The sequence below is a fragment of the Streptomyces sp. NPDC096205 genome, from assembly GCF_044763135.1.
Classification (GTDB): Bacteria; Actinomycetota; Actinomycetes; order Streptomycetales; family Streptomycetaceae; genus Streptomyces.
Window position 1 is genome coordinate 547,309 of record NZ_JBIWFS010000002.1, and the last position, 16,752, is coordinate 564,060.

Sequence of the window (16,752 nt, forward strand, 5' to 3'; positions counted from 1 at the left end):
CGAGGCCGGATCCGATCGGTAAGGTGTTCGTATGTCTACCGGGGTTCGCCGCAGGATGGGGGTCGAGGAGCGACGGCAGCAGCTGATCGGGGTCGCCCTCGACCTGTTCAGCCGTCGCTCTCCCGACGAGGTCTCCATCGACGAGATAGCGTCGGCCGCCGGCATCTCACGCCCGCTGGTCTACCACTACTTCCCCGGCAAACTCAGCCTGTACGAGGCCGCCTTGAAGCGTGCCTCGGACGATCTGGCGGGCCGGTTCGCCGAGCCGCACGACGGGCCGCTCGGGGCGCGGCTGCTGCGGGTGATGGCCCGGTTCTTCGACTTCGTCGACGAGCACGGCCCCGGTTTCTCCGCGCTGATGCGCGGCGGCCCGGCCGTCGGCTCCTCGACCACCAACGCCCTCATCGACGCCGTGCGCCAGGCCGCCTACGAGCAGATCCTGGCCCACCTCGGCGTCACCGACCCGCCGGCCCGCCTGGAGCTGGTGGTGCGCTCGTGGATCTCGCTGGCCGAGTCGACCGCGCTGATCTGGCTGGACGGGCGGCGCATCCCGCGCGAGGAGCTCCAGGCGCAGCTGGTGCACGACTTCGCCGCGCTCGCCGCCGTGAGCGCCGCCTACGACGAGGAGATGAGCGCGCTGCTGCGCCGTGTCCTCGCCGACGAGCCGGCCGACGGGCCGTTCACGGACCTCGTCAGCCGGCTCATCGCGCTCGCCTCGTAGCGGGTCGCGGGTCTCAGACCTCGGCCTTGGCGTAGGACGGGTCGAGGTCGCGGACCTCGGCGGACAGATGCAGCTTGAGGCCGTCCTGCGGCTCGACATGCTTGCGCAGCAGCTCCACGACCGCCTCGGTGAGACGTGCCTTGGTCTCCTCGCTGCGTCCGGCCAGCAGCGCGATCGACACGTTCACGATGGCGTGGCCCTCGCGCTCGGCGCCGACGGCCTCTTCCTCGGTGCGCAGGACCCGCGTCTTGCAGGCCTCCGGCTTGGCACCTGCGATGTCGACGACCAGCGGGTGCAGCGCGACCGCGAACTCCTCCCAGTCGACGGCGTCCAGATACCCGGAACGCTCGACGGTGATCTGCGGCATGGGTGCTCCTGTTCTACGGCGGACAGGAGCACCCTAACCGCAGCCCCGGGTCAGCCGGTGCGGGTGAAAACGGCCACCGTGCGGGCCGGGACCGTGAAGGTGCCCGACTCCTGCGCGTAGGCCGCGTTCTTCACGACGGGGTCGGCCCCCGACGCCTGCACCGGGTGCAGCCCGTAGCCGGTGCCGGCCAGCGCGCTCACCTGCTGCCGCTGTTCCTGCGGGGTGGCGTTGAAGACGACGACCAGGTCACCGAGGCTCATGGTGATCACGCCGGGCGTCTCCCCGGTCCCGGACAGCGGGAAGGAGAGCTGCGCCTGCACCTGCTCGGCCGTGCCGAGGGAGAACGCCTGCTCTGTCGTACGGATCTTCAGCAGGTCCTGGTAGGCCGCCGAGGCGCCCTGGATCTGCTCGCAGCCGACCTTCAGCTTGGCCAGCAGCGGCTTGGCGAAGGGCCACTTGGCGGCGTTGTCGGCCGCCGGGGGCAGACCGCGGCCGAAGCCGTTGCCGTCGGCGCAGTTCCAGTGGATGGCGTTGAACCAGTCGCCGCTGTCGAAGGAGTTGCGGTCCAGCGACTTCGAGCGCAGCAGGTCGGTGCCGGCCTGGGAGAGCGCCGGGCCCTGCGAGAGGGTGGCGGTCGCCATCGCGAGGACCTGCATGCGGGCCCGGTCGTCCGCGCTCACCGTGGCGGGGAGCTTGAACGCGAGGGCGTCGAACAGCGACTCGTTGTCGTGCGCGTCGGCGTAGGCGAGGGCGTCGCCGGGGGCCGCGGCGTAACCGGCGGGGGCGCCGTTGTAGTCGACCTCGGAGCCCTTGACCTCCTTGCCGCCGGTGTCGGTGAAGCGGTAGCCGGCGAGGTTGCCGGACAGGCCGACCTTGATCAGGTCCTGGTAGTGCAGGAGACGGGCCTTCTGCTGGGCCTCGGTGCCGTTGTCGGCGGCCGGGTTGGGGTCGGTGTACAGGCCGGAGGCGAAGCCCTGGACACCCGGGTCGGCGTCGAAGGGGCCGCCGCCGCGCACCGCGTCACGGGCCCGGTCGGAGAAGGTGGCGATGCCGGTGCCGGCCATGTTCTTCTGCGTGGCCTGCACGAATCGGGCGTCGTCGGCGACCTCGCCGAAGTTCCAGCCCTCGCCGTACAGGATGATCTTCTTTCCGTCGACGCCGTCCTTGGCGAGGGTGAGCTCGTCGAGGGCCTTCCTGACCGCCACGATGTTGGCCTTCGGGTGGTGGCCCATCAGGTCGAAGCGGAAGCCGTCGACCTTGTACTCCTTGGCCCAGGTGACGATGGAGTCCACGACGAGCTTGCCCATCATGGCGTTCTCGGTGGCGGTGTTGGCGCAGCAGGTGCTGTTCGCGACCGAGCCGTCCGCCAGCAGGCGCTGGTAGTAGCCGGGCACGATCCGGTCGAGGACGGAGGTGTTCGCCTGGCCACTGGCCGCCGTGTGGTTGTAGACGACGTCCATGACGACCCTGAGGCCGTCCTCGTTGAGCGCCTTGACCATCTTGCGGAACTCGACGTTACGGGCGGTGCCGTCCGGGTCGGTGGCGTAGGAGCCCTCGGGGACCGTGTAGTGGTACGGGTCGTAGCCCCAGTTGTAGGCGTCCTTGGCGGCGGCCTTCGCCACGCACTGCTGCTGCTGGTCGGAGTCGGCGGCGAAGGAGGCCAGGTCGCAGTCGGGGGTCTGCTGGTCGGTCTTCTTCTCGGGGATCGTGGCGATGTCGAACGCGGGCAGCAGATGCACGTACGAGGTGCCGGCCTCGGCCAGCTCGCGCAGGTGCTTCGAGCCGTCGCTGAGCTTGTCGGTGAAGGCCAGGTACGTGCCCGGGTCGTGGGCCGTGCGGTCCTCGACCGAGAAGTCCCGGATGTGCAGCTCCTGGATCTGCGCGTCCTTCAGCGGCACGGCCTTCGGCTTGGTGTACGTCGTCCAGCCGGCGGGCTTGAGCGCGCTGTCGGCGAGGTCGACGACCAGGCTGCGCTCGGAGTCCGCGGTGAGGGCGACCGAGTAGGGGTCGGTGACCTTGTTGGTGACGACCTTGCGGACGCTGGGCGCCCAGACCTTCACGACGTACCGGTACGGCTTGTTCTTCCACGAGCTCGGGCCGGTCACCGACCAGACGCCGGTGGCGGAGTCGCGCCGCATGGCGACGGTGGCGTCCTGGATCTCCAGGGCGACGCTCTGCGCGGTCGGCGCCCACACCGACAGGGTGGGCCGGCCGTCGCGGAAGACCGGGCCGAGGTCGGCGTCGGTCGCCGGGTACAGGTCGTCGAGGGCGCCCGCGATCTGCACGCCGGTCGCGGTGAGCACGGCGCCGTTGGCGGCGTGCTGGGAGGCGACGAGCTGGCCGCGCAGGGCCTGGCGGACCCGGTCGCGGTCGCGGGGGTCGACGGAGTAGGCGGTGTAGTCCTTCAGGTGCGGGAACTTCGCCTTCTGCGCCTCGGTGAGGTCGGTCCTCGCCAGCCGCAGCCAGCGCTCGTCGGTGCCGGTCAGCGCCCCGTCCTTCACCTCGATGGAGCCGGTGAGGGAGTACTGGAGCTGGGTGGAGGCGGCGGCCTCGGAGCCGTTCCAGGCGACGGTGTTCCGGTCGATCCAGACCGCCTTGGCGGTGGTCAGGTCGAGGGCGGCCGCGGAGCCCTTGGGCTGCGGGAGCAGGTACTTCTCCTGGCCGCTCACCATCCACACCTCGTAGCCGTTCGCGGCGAGGTCCAGGGACTGGTCGGTGGGCAGGTCCTTCTCGTCGCCCTTGTGGAGGATGTAGCTGAGGCTGGTGGCACCCTCGGCGAGGGGCACCTCGAAGACCGCGCCATAGGCATCAGTCTTCACCGGCTTCAGCGGGTTCGACCACTCGGTGGGGTTCGCGGCACCGGTCCAGGTGTGCAGGCCCCAGCCGTCGTAGGCGCCGTCGGCGCGGTGGTAGTGCAGGACCGCCTTGGTCTTGTCGGGGGCCGGGTAGACGCCGAACGGCCGTTCGGTGAGGACGGTCTCCTTGCCCTGCTCGATCCAGATCTCGCCGGTCTTGGTGACGTCGATCGAGCGGTCGGTGGAGACGTCCTTGTTGCCCTGCTTGTCGATGACCAGGTAGCCGACGTTCGAGGCGCCCGGCTTGAGCTTGACGTAGGCGAAGGCGCCGTAGGCGTCCCGGCCGGTGAAGGGGTGGCTGTCCGGCCAGTCGGTGGCCTCGCCGTCGGCGAGGTCGCCCCAGGCGTACAGGCCCCAGTCGGCGTAGTCGCCGTCCGTGCGCTTGTAGTGGACGACGGCGTAGTCCCGCGAGGACGCGGTGGGGGTCTCCTCGGCGGGCGGGGTGCCGGTGGTGGACGCGGCGGTGGCGGACGCCGTACGGCCCTTGGTGTCGATCACCACGGCCTTGTAGCGCAGGGCGGTGCCGGGGGCCACGTCCTTGCCGAGGGTCTGCGTGACCTTGTACGGGGCGTGGTCGGCGGAGCCGAGGACGCGCCACTTGCCGGAGCCGACCTGCGCGGCGAAGACGACCCGGTTCAGCTGTCCGCCCTGGACGTCGGCGGTGAGCTCGACGGTGCCGGTGGCTCCGGCGGCGGGGGCGGTCAGGGCGAGGGTGGGCCCGGTGGCGGGCGCGGCGAGCCCGCCGGTGGCCTTGTAGACGACGGCGGAGCCGGCGGGGACGGTGACGGTGAGCTTGCGGTCGCCGTCCGAGGTCAGCGCCCCGGTGGCACCGTAGATGCCGTCGAACCGCATGTCCGCCGAGCCGGTCGCGAAGGTCGCCGACTTGACCTCGGCGGCGTTGTTGAAGGCGACGACGTACTCGACGCCGGTCTTCGCGTCCGTGCGGGAGAAGGCGTAGACGCCGGGTCCGTCGGTGGCGTGGCGCTCGGTCTGGACGCCGTCGGCGAGGGCCGGGTTGGCCTTGCGGAGCTTCGCGAGAGCACTGATCTGCCGGTAGAGCGGTGCACTCGTGTCGAAGGCGGCGCTCGCGTGGGTGCGGTCGGTGCCGAGCTGGTCGTCGTCGAGGTAGTCGGCGGTGCGGGAGGCGAACATCGGCTGGCGGGCGTCCTTGTCGCCGCCTGCGCCGGTGAAGCCCTGCTCGTCGCCGTAGTAGATCACCGGGTTGCCGCGGCTGAGGAACATCAGCTCGTTGGCGAGCCGGTCCTTCTTCAGCAGCTCGGCGTCGGAGGCGTTCGGGTTGTCCTGCTTGAGGAACGTGCCGATGCGGCCCATGTCGTGGTTGCCGAGGAAGCTGACCTGCTCGTAGGCGTTGGCCTTGTCGGTCGTGTACTTGTAGTCGTCGCCGAAGACCGAGGCGAGCTTCTTGGCGCTGCCGCCCTGGGAGGCGTACTGGCGGGCCGCCTCCTGGAAGGGGAAGTCGAGCGTGGCGTCGAGCCGGCCCTGGGTGACGTACGGCGACGTGACCGATGTGTCGGCGGAGTAGACCTCGCCGAACATGAAGAAGTCGTCGCGGCCGTGGTCGGCGGCGTAGGCGTCGAGGGCGGTGGCCCACTGGGTCCAGAACTCGAGGTTGACGTGCTTGACCGTGTCGATGCGGAAGCCGTCGATGCCGAAGTCGCGCACCCAGCGCTGGTAGATGCGCTCCATGCCCTTCACGACCTCGGGACGCTCGGTCCACAGGTCGTCCAGGCCGGAGAAGTCGCCGTAGGTGGAGCTCTCGCCGGCGAAGGTGGAGTCGCCGCGGTTGTGGTACATCCGCGGGTCGTTCAGCCAGGACGGGACCTTGTTGTTCCTGGTGACCTTCGGGGTGTACGGGAAGGAGTCCCGGTCGACGCGCGGGAACCGGGTGCCCCCGGCGGCGTAGTCGGCGTCGTCGAAGGGCTGCCCGTCCTTGGTCAGGTACGGGAAGGCGCCCTTGGAGAGGTAGCCGTAGGACTTCTCGTCGTAGTCGACGACGTCGGCGGTGTGGTTGGTGATGACGTCGAAGAAGACCTTCATCCCCTTGGCGTGCGCCTTGTCGATGAGGTTCTCGAGGTCCTGGTTGGTGCCGAAGTGCGGGTCGACCTGGGTGAAGTCGGTGATCCAGTAGCCGTGATAGCCGGCCGAGGCGTTGGCGCCGGTCCCCTGCACGGGCTGGTTCTTGAAGATGGGCGCCATCCAGATGGCGGTGGTGCCCAGGCCCTTGATGTAGTCGAGCTTCCCGGTCAGGCCCTTGAGGTCGCCGCCCTGGTAGAAGCCCTTGTCCGTGGGGTCGTAGCCGGTGGTGAGGCGGGTGCCGGTGAGGCCGCCCTTGTCATTGGCCGTGTCGCCGTTGGCGAAACGGTCCGGCAGGACGAAGTAGAACTGCTCGCGGGTCAGGTCGTGCCGGGCGGCCGCCTTGGCCAGTGCCGCGTCCGAGGGCGGAGGCGGCGGGGTGTCGGCGTGGGCGGCGAGCGGCTGGACCAGGGCCGCGGCGAGCGCGGCGACGGTGACGGCCGCGACCCGTCTGCCCTGCACGGTGCGGCGCCTGCCCGGCGCCGGCCATCTGGATATCACGGACGTGAACTCCTTGCGATTACGGCTCATTGGGTCCGACCCCGGCGCGACGCTATCGCCGCGAAAGGCTTGCAGCAAGGGTCGTGAAAGTAACGGAAAGGAATTTCACGACCCTTGCGCGTCGACGTCTCAGCAGGAGGACTTGCCCGCGTAGAGGGCGAGTGCCGTGTTCGCGCCGAGGGTGGCGGTGAACTGGCCGCCGGCGTTGACCGTCACGGGCGTGTTGTTCTGCACGTTGCAGTACGTGCCCGCGGACAGGGAGGTCTGGTAGGTGCGGGTCAGGGAGGAGGACTCGTGGTTGATGGCCACGTAGCCCTTGCTGCCGCGTCCGAAGGCGATGGCGTCGCCCCCGTTGTCCCACCAGTTGGTCACCGACTCGCCGCGGGTGGCGTTGCGGAAGGCCACCATGCGCTGGATCTCGGGCCAGGCGTGCTGGCACTTCCAGCCGTCCTGCCAGCAGGCGCCCACCTGTCCGGCGTTGGGCGGCCCGGCGTCGATGTCGGAGAACTCGTAGCCGGAGTTGATGTCCGGGGCGCCGTAGGGCCAGGCGAGCATGAAGACGTTGGCCAGGGTGTAGGTGGCGCCGTCCTTGTAGTTCAGCGTGGAGCCGTTGCGCTCGGTGTCGTGGTTGTCGACGAAGACACCGGCGACGGAGCTGCTCATGTAGCCCCAGCCCTCGCCGTAGTTCTTCAGGTAGGCGAGGTTCTCGTTGTTGAAGACCCGCTTGAGGTCGTAGGCGTAGCGGAACTCCTGGACGTCGCCGTTGCCGGTGTACTCGGTCGGCTGGACGGCCTCTCCGGCGCCGTAGATGGCCTCCTGCTTCCAGTACACCGACGGGTTGCTCAGCCGCGACTTGATGTTCGCGAGGTCGGCGGCCGCGATGTGCTTGGCGGCGTCGATGCGGAAGCCGTCGACCCCGTAGGAGAGCAGGGTGTTCATGTAGCCGGCGATGGCGGAGCGGACGTAGTCCTCGCCGGTGTCGAGGTCGGCCAGGCCGACGAGCTCGCAGTTCTGGACGTGCCAGCGGTCCTGGTAGTTGGTGATCTGCGCGGTGCAGTTGTCGAAGTCGTAGGAGGAGTACAGGCCCGGGTAGTTGTACTTCGTGTACGACGAGCCGCCGGTGCCGGTGCCGTTTCCGGCCGCCATGTGGTTGATGACGGTGTCGACGACGACCTTCACCCCGGCCGAGTGACACGTGTTGATCATGTTCTTGAAGGCGGTGGCGTCACCGAGCCGGCCGGCGATCTTGTAGCTGACCGGCTGGTACGACGTCCACCACTGGGAGCCCTGGATGTGCTCGGCAGGCGGGGAGACCTGCACGTAGCCGTAGCCGGCCGGGCCGAGCCGGTTGGTGCACTCGGCGGCGACCGAGGAGTACTTCCACTCGAACATCACGGCGGTGACGTCCTTGGTGCCGGGCGGGGAGGCCTGGGCGGTGCCGGCGGTGCCGGGTATGAGCACGGCGGCCGCGGCGGCGAGGGCGAGCGCGCCCGGGAGAGTTCTGGCCATGTTGGGGAGTCCTTCACCGTTGAAGGGGTTTGCTGAAATCTTTCAGAAACCTTGCGGTGGCCAGATGTTAGAGGCCCGCTGGCCAAAAAGGCAGCGGGCCGACAGAAGTTGCTGCAAGACGTTACACAGCCGTGCCGGGGCCGTCGGTGATGCGGGCCAGCAGGGTGCGGGCCTCCCGGATGCGGGGATGGGAGGGGTGCAGACGCGTCTCGCAGTCGGCCAGGGCGCGGCGGGCCGTGGCTTCCGCCTCGGCGTGGCGGCCCAGGCCCTGCAGGGCGGCGGCCGTCACCAGGTCCAGCTTCCCGGTGTGCCCCCGCTCCTGCTTCGGGGTGAACCGGCGCGCCTCGGCCAGGGCTTCGGTGTACCGGCCCTGTCCGTTCAGGCTGCGCACGAGGGTGCAGTGCAGCGCGGTCTCGGCACCGTCACGGCCTTCGGCGCGGGGCAGGTTCCCCCGGGCGATCCGCTCGGCCTCCTCGTGGCGGCCCAGCCCGCACAGGGCCTCCGCCAGGCCGTCCAGCACGCTCAGCTCCAGCGTCCACACCTTCGTCAGGTGCTTCAGGCGGGACAGCTCGCGCAGCAGGGCCTGTGACTCGGCCTCGGCTTCGGCGTGGCGGCCCTGCCAGCCGAGGACGGCCGCGCGGTTGTTCCGCACCAGCAGCTGGAGGGTGCGGACCGACCCTGTGGTGCCGTCGAGTTCCGCGATGAGGGCTTCCATCTCCGGCAGCATGTCGTCACCGCGTCCGTGGGCGCATGCCACCGCCGTGGCCGTCGTCTTCGCGTACCAGGTCACCGCGCGGCGGCGCCGGTGCAGCCACAGCCGCCGGGCCCCGGCCTCGCATGCCCTGGCCTCGGCCTCGGCCTCCTCGAACCGGTCCTCCTTCGCAAGCTGGAGCGCGCGCTTCAGTTGGGCGTCGAGGCGCCGGGAGCGGAACGAACGCGGTGCGGAGAGCTTCACAGGCCGTGAGGTTACGTGGGCATGCCCGGGCGGGTAACCGCAGGGCCCGCCACCGGAGTCGGTGACGGGCCCTGGGTGACGGAGTCCGGGTGGGTCAGGCCGTGGTGAACCACACCGTGGTGTCCGCGGGGACCTTGGTCTCGCCGTCGACCTCGGCCACCTCACCGCTGGTGAGCAGCACGCGGCCGTACGCCGGGGTCGTGACCGACTCGTCCGTGGTGTTGGCGACGCAGACGAAATCGCCGCGGCGGAAGGCGAGGACGCCCTCGGGGGCGCGCAGCCACTCGACCGAGTCACCGGCGCCCAGGTCGGGGTGGTCGCGGCGGGTGGCCAGGGCGGCGCGGTAGAGCTCCAGGGTGGAGCCGGCCGTGCCGGTCTGGGCCTCGACGCTCAGCTCCCCCCAGGTCGCGGGCTGCGGCAGCCAGCTGCCGCCCGTGCCGAAGCCGTACGACGAGCCCTCGCGCGTCCACGGGATCGGCACCCGGCAGCCGTCGCGGAAGCCGTCCTGGCCCTCGCCGCGGTGGTACGCCGGGTCCTGGCGCACCTCGTCGGGAAGGTCGACGACGTCCGGCAGGCCCAGCTCCTCGCCCTGGTAGACGTACGCCGAGCCGGGCAGGGCCAGCATCAGCAGCGTCGCCGCGCGGGCCCGGCGCAGGCCGAGCTCGCGGTCGCCGGCCGTGCGGATCTGGGTGCCGAGGCCGGGCGGGTTGGCGAAGCGGGTGGCGTGCCGGGTGACGTCGTGGTTTGACAGCACCCAGGTGGCCGGGGCGCCGACCGGGCGCATCGCCTCCAGGGTGCGGTCGACGACCGTGCGCAGCTCCTGCGCGTCCCAGTAGGTGCCCAGGTACTGGAAGTTGAACGCCTGGTGCAGCTCGTCGGGGCGGACGTAGTTGGCGGTGCGCTCCACGGTCGGGGTCCACGCCTCGGCGACGAAGATGCGCTCGCCGGAGTACTCGTCCAGGATCAGCCGCCACTGCCGGTAGATCTCGTGGACGCCGTCCTGGTCGAAGAACGGCATGACGTCGTTACCCAGCAGGTGGAGCTGGTTGTGGGTGCCGAGGTCGGGCAGGCCCTCCGCCTTGACCATGCCGTGGGCGACGTCGATCCGGAAGCCGTCCACGCCCATGTCCAGCCAGAAGCGCAGGATCGAGCGGAACTCGTCGCCGACCGCCGGGTGCTCCCAGTTGAAGTCGGGCTGCTCCGGGGCGAACAGGTGCAGGTACCACTCGCCGAGGGTGCCGTCCGGCTCGGTGACCCGGGTCCAGGCGGGGCCGCCGAAGATGGACTCCCAGTCGTTGGGCGGCAGTTCGCCGTTCTCGCCCTTGCCGGGGCGGAAGTGGTAGCGCTCGCGCAGCGGCGAGCCGGGGCCCTCCGCGATCGCGCGCTTGAACCACTCGTGGTGGTCGGAGGAGTGGTTGGGCACCAGGTCGACGATGATGCGCAGGCCCAGCGTGTGGGCGTCGCGGATCAGCGCGTCGGCGTCCAGCAGGTTGCCGAACATCGGGTCGACGGCACGGTAGTCGGCGACGTCGTAGCCGGCGTCGGCCTGCGGGGAGGAGTAGAAGGGGCTGAGCCACACCGCGTCCACGCCGAGGTCGCGCAGGTACGGCAGGCGGGAGCGTACGCCTTCCAGGTCGCCCATGCCGTCGCCGTTGCTGTCGGCGAAGCTGCGCGGGTACACCTGGTAGATCACCGCGTCCCGCCACCAGTCACGGCGCTTGGCGATGGTGGCTACGGCGGAGTGCGGCGCGGAGGAGTGCTGACTCATGGCGTCCTTGATGTGTAACTGGTTCGAGGTCATGGGGCGTTCATGGGGGCGGATGACGAGGCGGCCACGGTGGCAGCGGGGTCGGATGGCCACCGCAGCCGCCTCGGGTACCAGGGGGCCATAACGCACCTGAGGGACCGCGCCCCCAAGGGGCGCGGGGGACTGCGCGAGCAACCACGACGAAAGCCGCGGACGAAGACGATGCGAAGTCCCTCCCAGGGCGGCTAGCCCTTCGTGCCACCCGCCGTGAGGCCGGTCACGAGGTTCTTCTGCACGAGGTAGAAGAACGCGGAGACAGGTATCGCGACCAGCACCGCCGTGGCGGCCATGAGGTTGCGCTGGGCGTCGTGCTCGCTGATGAAGCTCTGCAGACCGACCGCGAAGGTGTACTTCGTGTCGCTCAGCATGAACGTCGAGGCGAAGGCGACCTCGCCGAAGGCGGTGATGAAGCTGTAGAAGGCGGCGACCGCGAGACCCGGCTTGGCCAGCGGCAGGATCAGCCGGAAGAAGGTGCCGAAGGGGGTGAGCCCGTCGACCCGGCCGGCCTCGTCGATCTCGAACGGGATGGTGTCGAAGTAGCCCTTGAGCAGCCAGGCGCAGTACGGCACCGCGGTCGAGCAGTAGACCAGGATCAGACCGAAGTAGGTGTCGATCAGCTGGAGTTCGGACAGCAGCTGGTACATCGGCACGATCAGCACGGCGATCGGGAACATCTGGGTGACCAGCAGGACCCACATGAACTTCTTGTAGCCGGGGAAGCGCATGCGCGAGACGGCGTAGCCGGTGGTCGCGGCGATGATCACGCCGATGACGGTGGTGCCGAGGGAGACGGCGAGCGAACTCTTCAGCCAGTCGAAGAAGTTGGTCTCGGTCAGGACGTACGAGTAGTTCTCGAACGTCATCTTCCCCCAGATCCTGCCGGGGTGGAGGTAGTCGTCCTTGTCCGGGCCGAGGGACAGGTACACCAGCCAGGCGATCGGGAACAGCGCGATCAGGCTGCCCGCGATGAGGATGCCGTGGGAGGCGAGGCTGCCGAGGAGGCTGTTCTCGCCGCGGCGGCGGGAGGCGCCCTTGGGGTCGGTGCCCGGGGTGCCGGCCTGCTTGTGCTCGGCGGAGGTCGGGGCGGTGGTCGTACTCATGGGAGCTCCTGCCTCAGATCGCGAGCTGCTGGTCATTGCGGTTCAGCCAGCGGCGGTAGAAGGAGGTGAAGACGATCAGGATGGCCAGCAGCAGGATGCCGTAGGCCGCGGACTGCGCGAAGTCGCGCGGCTGCTGTCCGAAGCCCAGGTAGTAGGCCCAGGTGACAAGGATCTGGGCGTCCGGGGCGGTGTCGCCGAACAGCAGGAAGATCACGGCGAACTGGTTGAAGGTCCAGATCACGCCGAGCAGGACGACGGTGGAGGAGACCGAGCGCAGGCCCGGCAGGGTCACGAAGCGGAAGCGCTGCCAGGCATTGGCGCCGTCCATCTCCGCGGCCTCGTACAGGGAGGCGTCGATGGACTGCAGTCCGCCGAGCAGGGAGACCATCATGAACGGCACACCGCACCAGGTGTTGACCATGATCGCGGCGAACCGCTGCCAGAAGGTGTCCTCCAGCCAGGCCGGCGTGGGCAGGTGCAGGAACTCCAGGAAGGAGTTGATGATGCCGCCGTCGGCGAGCATGAACCGCCAGCCGAAGACGGTGACGAAGGTCGGCACCGCCCACGGCAGGATCAGGATCAGCCGGTAGAAGGTGCGGCCGCGCAGCTTCTGGTTGAGCAGCAGCGCGAGGCCCAGGCCGATGCCGTAGTGCAGGGCGACACAGGCGGCCGTCCACACGATCGTCCAGATGAAGTGCGACCAGAACCGCTCGTAGGAGGTCTCGCCCCACAGGATGTCGGCGTAGTTGTCGAAGCCGATGAACTTGTACGTCGCCTCGATCTCGTTGACGCCGATGGTGCGCGCCGTGTTGAGGCTGTTGGCGTCGGTGAGCGTGAGGTACAAGCCGTAGGCCAACGGGTAGAGCACGAGGACGCCGAGCACGATCGCCACCGGGGCGATCATGGCGTAGGCGTACCAGTGCTTCTGGTAGGCCTGCTTCAGGCGCTGCCCGAGCCCGGGGCGTTGCCCGTGGTCACCACGGCTCTTGCCGGTCGCTCGGTCGATGGCGACTGTCATGGTTCGACACCTTCTGGAAAGTTCAGGGGGAGTACGGCGCACTGGCCGGTGGCCGCCGGAACGCTCCCCCCATGATCAGGGCGTTCCGGCGGCCACGGGCGGTCACTTGCTGTAGTCCGGCACCAGCTTGGCGATGTTGGTCTCGGCGCTGCTCAGACCCTCGTCCAGGGACTTCTTGCCGCCGGCGACGGCGAGCAGCTCGGTGTCCAGCTGGCCGAAGAAGGAGCTGTACTCGGGCAGCGCGGGGCGCGGCTGGGCGGCGGCGAGGACGCCCTGGTAGCCGGCGATGCCCGGGTCGGCCTTGACCTTCGCGGTGTAGGCGTCGTCACGCGTGGGCAGCGTGGCGTTCTTCAGCGCGATGGTCTCCTGGGCGTGCGCGGAGGTCATGAAGTTCACGAACTTCAGCGCGGCCTGCTGGTGGGCCTCGTCGGAGCCGGCGTACACGGAGAGGTTGTGGCCGCCGGTCGGGGCGCCCGCCTTGCCGGAGGAGCCGGCCGGGACGGTGGCGATGCCGAGGTTGTTCTTGTCCTTGAACGCGGCGCCCTTGTAGAAGTTGGTGATCTCCCACGGGCCCTGGATGATCGCGGCGACCTTGCCGTTGACGAACGCGTCCTGGATGTGGGCGTAGGCGTCGGCGGTGGTGTCGGCCTTGTGCAGGCCCTTGCCGTCGAAGAGCTCCAGCCAGGTGCCGTAGGCCTTCTTGGCCTCGGGCGTGTCGATCGTGATCTTCTTGGCGGCGACGTCGACGGTGTCGGTGCCCTCGCCGTAGAGGAAGGACTGGGCGTAGTAGGCCTGGGTGGAGCCCCAGTAGCCGTCGACGCCGGTCTTCGCCTTGATCGTGGCGGCGGCGCTCTTCAGCTCGTCCCAGGTGGTGGGCGCGTCGACGCCGGCCTTCTGGAAGAGCTCCTTGTTGTAGACCAGGGCGAGGGTGTCCGTGGTGAACGGAACGCCGTAGGTCTTGCCCTCGTACTTGGCCTGCTCGATCAGGTTGGACTTGAACTTGGCCTGGTCCGCGAGGGCCTCCGTGCCGTCCAGCGGCAGGAAGTAGCCCTTCTTGGCGAAGGCGGGGGTCCAGCCGACCTCGGAGCGCAGGATGTCCGGGGCGCCCTTGGAACCGGCGGCGGTGTCGAACTTGTTCTGCGCCTGGTCGAAGGGGACGTTGACGTACTTGACCTTGATGTCCTTGTTGGCGGCCTCGAACTCCTTGACCAGGGCCTTGTACGTCGGCGCCTCGTTGGTCGCGTTGGAGGTGTCCCACCAGGTGAGGGTGACCGGACCGTCCGCCGAGTCACCGCTGTCACTGCCGCCGCAGGCCGTCGCCGTGAGAGCGAGGGACGCCACCAGCGCGCTGGCCGCTATGCCACGCCGCATGAGTTCTCCTTGAGGGGTAAAGCCCGTGTGGTGCAGGGGGCGGTCCCGTCATCCGTCCCTGCCAACTGCCGACTGCGCCGTTGCCGCCGCCGGGCGACGTGAACGTAACAGCCATGTAAGCGCCGCGAAAGACCTTGCAGAAAAAAAGTGCAAGGGATCTCAGACGTTACGTCTGCGTGACCTCCTGAGGGCCGCCGGGAGACCGGGTATTGCCAGTGATCAGCGCGGAGAGGAACACTTGTGCAAGACTCTGCAAGCTCTTGCCGCACTTTTCACGAGGGGACGCCATGCCGCAGCAACCAGCGCGCCGGTCAACCGCCCGCACCCGGCGTCCGGTTGGTGTGCAAGGCGACATACGACCGGTACAGTCCACTGCCGTGACCACACGGCTTGCGGACATCGCTGCGCAGGCGGGGGTGAGCGAAGCGACCGTCAGCCGCGTCCTCAACGGGAAGCCAGGCGTCGCCGCCACCACCCGCCAGGCCGTGCTGGCCGCGCTCGACGTCCTCGGCTACGAGCGTCCCGTGCGGCTGCGCCAGCGCAGCGCCGGCCTCGTGGGCCTGATCACGCCCGAGCTGGAGAACCCGATATTCCCGGCCCTGGCGCAGGTCATCGGCCAGGCGCTGACCCGCCAGGGCTACACCCCGGTGCTCGCCACCCAGACCCCCGGCGGCTCGACCGAGGACGAGCTGACCGAGATGCTGGTCGACCGCGGGGTGGCCGGCATCATCTACGTCTCGGGACTGCACGCCGACACCACCGCCGACATGCAGCGCTACGAGCAGCTGCGGGCGCAGGGCGTGCCCTTCGTGCTGGTGGACGGCTTCTCCCCCAAGGTGCAGGCGCCGTTCATCTCCCCCGACGACCGGGCGGCGATGAGCCTCGCGGTCACGCATCTCGCCTCGCTCGGTCACACCCGGATAGGGCTCGCGCTCGGGCCGAAGCGGTTCGTGCCGGTCCAGCGGAAGATAGAGGGCTTCGTCCGCGCCATGCAGGAGCAGCTGGGCCTGAACGCGGAGGACGTGGAGTCCGACCTGGTGCAGCACTCGCTGTACACCCTGGAGGGCGGTCAGGCGGCCGCCACGGCCCTCATCGGGCGGGACTGCACGGCCGTGGTGTGCGCCAGCGACATGATGGCCCTCGGCGCGATAAGGGCGGCCCGGCAGCTCGGCCTGGAGGTCCCCCGGGACATCTCCGTGGTCGGCTTCGACGACTCCCCGCTGATCGCCTTCACCGACCCGCCCCTGACGACCGTACGCAAGCCGGTTCCGGCGATGGGCCAGGCCGCGGTGCGCACGCTGCTCGAGGAGATCGGCGGGACGCCCGCCCCGCACAGCGAGTTCGTGTTCATGCCGGAGCTGGTGGTGCGTGGCTCGACCGCGTCGGCCCCCGGCAACCACCATCGCCCGTAGGGCCCGGCCCGGGCGCCTCCCCGGCCCCGGGGGTGCGGCCCCGAGCCGACCGGGGGATGATCGGGGGGATGGGGAATGTCTGGCAGACTCTGTACCCATGGGTGAGACGACCGTGACGACACTGGAAGGCCGCGAAGAGGCGGTCGTTCCGCAGACTGTCACGGACAATTCGGGGCAGAGTCTGCTGCACCGGGTACGCGCCCCGCGACGGCCCCGGCTGTGGTTCGAGATCCTTCTGATCGCGGTGAGTTACTGGACGTACTCGCTCATCCGCAACGCCGTCCCGGAGCAGAAGGCCCAGGCGCTGCGCAACGCCGACTGGATCTGGCAGGCCGAGCACAGCATCGGCATCGCCGTCGAGCAGTCCGTGAACCACGCCGTGAACTCGGTGACTTGGCTCATCGTCGGCATGAACTACTACTACGCCACCCTGCACTTCGTCGTCACGCTCGGTGTCCTCGTGTGGCTCTACCGCAGTCACCCCGGACGCTATGCGGCGACCCGCCTGGTCCTGTTCGCCACCACCGGCGTGGCCCTGGTCGGTTACTACCTGTATCCGCTCGCGCCGCCCCGGTTGATGAACGGCGCGGACTTCATCGACACCGTGGTCGTGCACCAGACCTGGGGCTCGATGGCCTCCGGCGACCTGAAGAACATGTCGAACCAGTACGCCGCGATGCCGTCCATGCACATCGGGTGGTCGCTGTGGTGCGGCCTGACGATCTTCGCGCTGGCCTCGGTGCCGTGGGTGAAGGTGCTGGGTCTTGTGTATCCGACCCTCACACTGGTGGTCATCGTGGCCACCGCCAACCACTTCTGGCTGGACGCGGTGGGCGGGGTGCTCTGCCTGACGTTCGGCTTCACGGTGGCCCGCCTCTGGTACGGGGGCCTGCCGTATCGGCTGCCGCGGGCCGTGGGTGGCTGATTCCGTCCGTTCGCTGCGGGCTGTTCGTGGCTGGTCGCGCAGTTCCCCGCGCCCCTGAGGACGCACCTGAGGGGCGCGAGGAACTGCGCGAGCGACCACACACAACCCGCGGCCGCC

The 16,752-nt window shown here is 69.4% G+C and carries 11 protein-coding genes; 3 read left to right on the plus strand and 8 right to left on the minus strand.

The window, feature by feature from the left end:
* Positions 1-31 precede the first annotated feature (31 nt).
* Positions 32-721, plus strand: coding sequence for a TetR/AcrR family transcriptional regulator (locus tag ACIQ6Y_RS08905; RefSeq protein ID WP_404034661.1), 690 nt, complete (start codon positions 32-34; stop codon positions 719-721).
* 13 nt (positions 722-734) lie between these two features.
* On the opposite strand, the gene ACIQ6Y_RS08910 is transcribed toward ACIQ6Y_RS08905, so the two are convergent.
* From ACIQ6Y_RS08910 to ACIQ6Y_RS08945, 8 genes are all read right to left on the minus strand, one after another.
* On the minus strand, positions 735-1,088 hold the full coding sequence (locus ACIQ6Y_RS08910) for a 5-carboxymethyl-2-hydroxymuconate Delta-isomerase (RefSeq protein WP_404034663.1): 354 nt from the start codon (positions 1,086-1,088) through the stop codon (positions 735-737).
* A gap of 50 nt (positions 1,089-1,138) precedes the next feature.
* A complete protein-coding gene (pulA, locus tag ACIQ6Y_RS08915; protein WP_404034665.1) occupies positions 1,139-6,538 on the minus strand; it encodes a pullulanase-type alpha-1,6-glucosidase in 5,400 nt (1,799 codons plus the stop codon).
* A 129-nt stretch (positions 6,539-6,667) separates the two neighbouring features.
* Positions 6,668-8,047 carry an alpha-amylase family protein gene (locus tag ACIQ6Y_RS08920; RefSeq protein WP_404034667.1) on the minus strand — a complete coding sequence of 460 codons (1,380 nt, stop codon included), beginning with the start codon at positions 8,045-8,047 and terminating at the stop codon, positions 6,668-6,670.
* 121 nt (positions 8,048-8,168) lie between these two features.
* Positions 8,169-9,002, minus strand: coding sequence for a tetratricopeptide repeat protein (locus tag ACIQ6Y_RS08925; RefSeq protein WP_404034669.1), 834 nt, complete (start codon positions 9,000-9,002; stop codon positions 8,169-8,171).
* 94 nt (positions 9,003-9,096) lie between these two features.
* Positions 9,097-10,770 carry a glycoside hydrolase family 13 protein gene (locus ACIQ6Y_RS08930; protein ID WP_404034671.1) on the minus strand — a complete coding sequence of 558 codons (1,674 nt, stop codon included), beginning with the start codon at positions 10,768-10,770 and terminating at the stop codon, positions 9,097-9,099.
* A 224-nt stretch (positions 10,771-10,994) separates the two neighbouring features.
* Positions 10,995-11,909, minus strand: a complete 915-nt coding sequence (locus ACIQ6Y_RS08935; RefSeq protein WP_404034673.1) for a sugar ABC transporter permease — start codon at positions 11,907-11,909, stop codon at positions 10,995-10,997.
* Positions 11,910-11,922: 13 nt separating this feature from the next.
* On the minus strand, positions 11,923-12,927 hold the full coding sequence (locus ACIQ6Y_RS08940) for a carbohydrate ABC transporter permease (protein WP_404034675.1): 1,005 nt from the start codon (positions 12,925-12,927) through the stop codon (positions 11,923-11,925).
* Between the two features lie 102 nt (positions 12,928-13,029).
* Complete coding sequence (locus tag ACIQ6Y_RS08945) at positions 13,030-14,298, minus strand: extracellular solute-binding protein (RefSeq protein ID WP_404034677.1); 1,269 nt, start codon at positions 14,296-14,298, stop codon at positions 13,030-13,032.
* A 377-nt stretch (positions 14,299-14,675) separates the two neighbouring features.
* Between ACIQ6Y_RS08945 and ACIQ6Y_RS08950 the strand changes: the two genes are divergently transcribed.
* Both ACIQ6Y_RS08950 and ACIQ6Y_RS08955 read left to right on the plus strand, forming a co-directional pair.
* Positions 14,676-15,710: a LacI family DNA-binding transcriptional regulator gene (locus ACIQ6Y_RS08950; RefSeq protein ID WP_404034679.1), complete on the plus strand. Its 1,035-nt coding sequence runs from the start codon at positions 14,676-14,678 to the stop codon at positions 15,708-15,710.
* A gap of 97 nt (positions 15,711-15,807) precedes the next feature.
* Entirely contained in the window at positions 15,808-16,635 is an 828-nt protein-coding gene (locus tag ACIQ6Y_RS08955; RefSeq protein ID WP_404034681.1) for a phosphatase PAP2 family protein, read from the plus strand.
* Positions 16,636-16,752 lie beyond the last annotated feature (117 nt).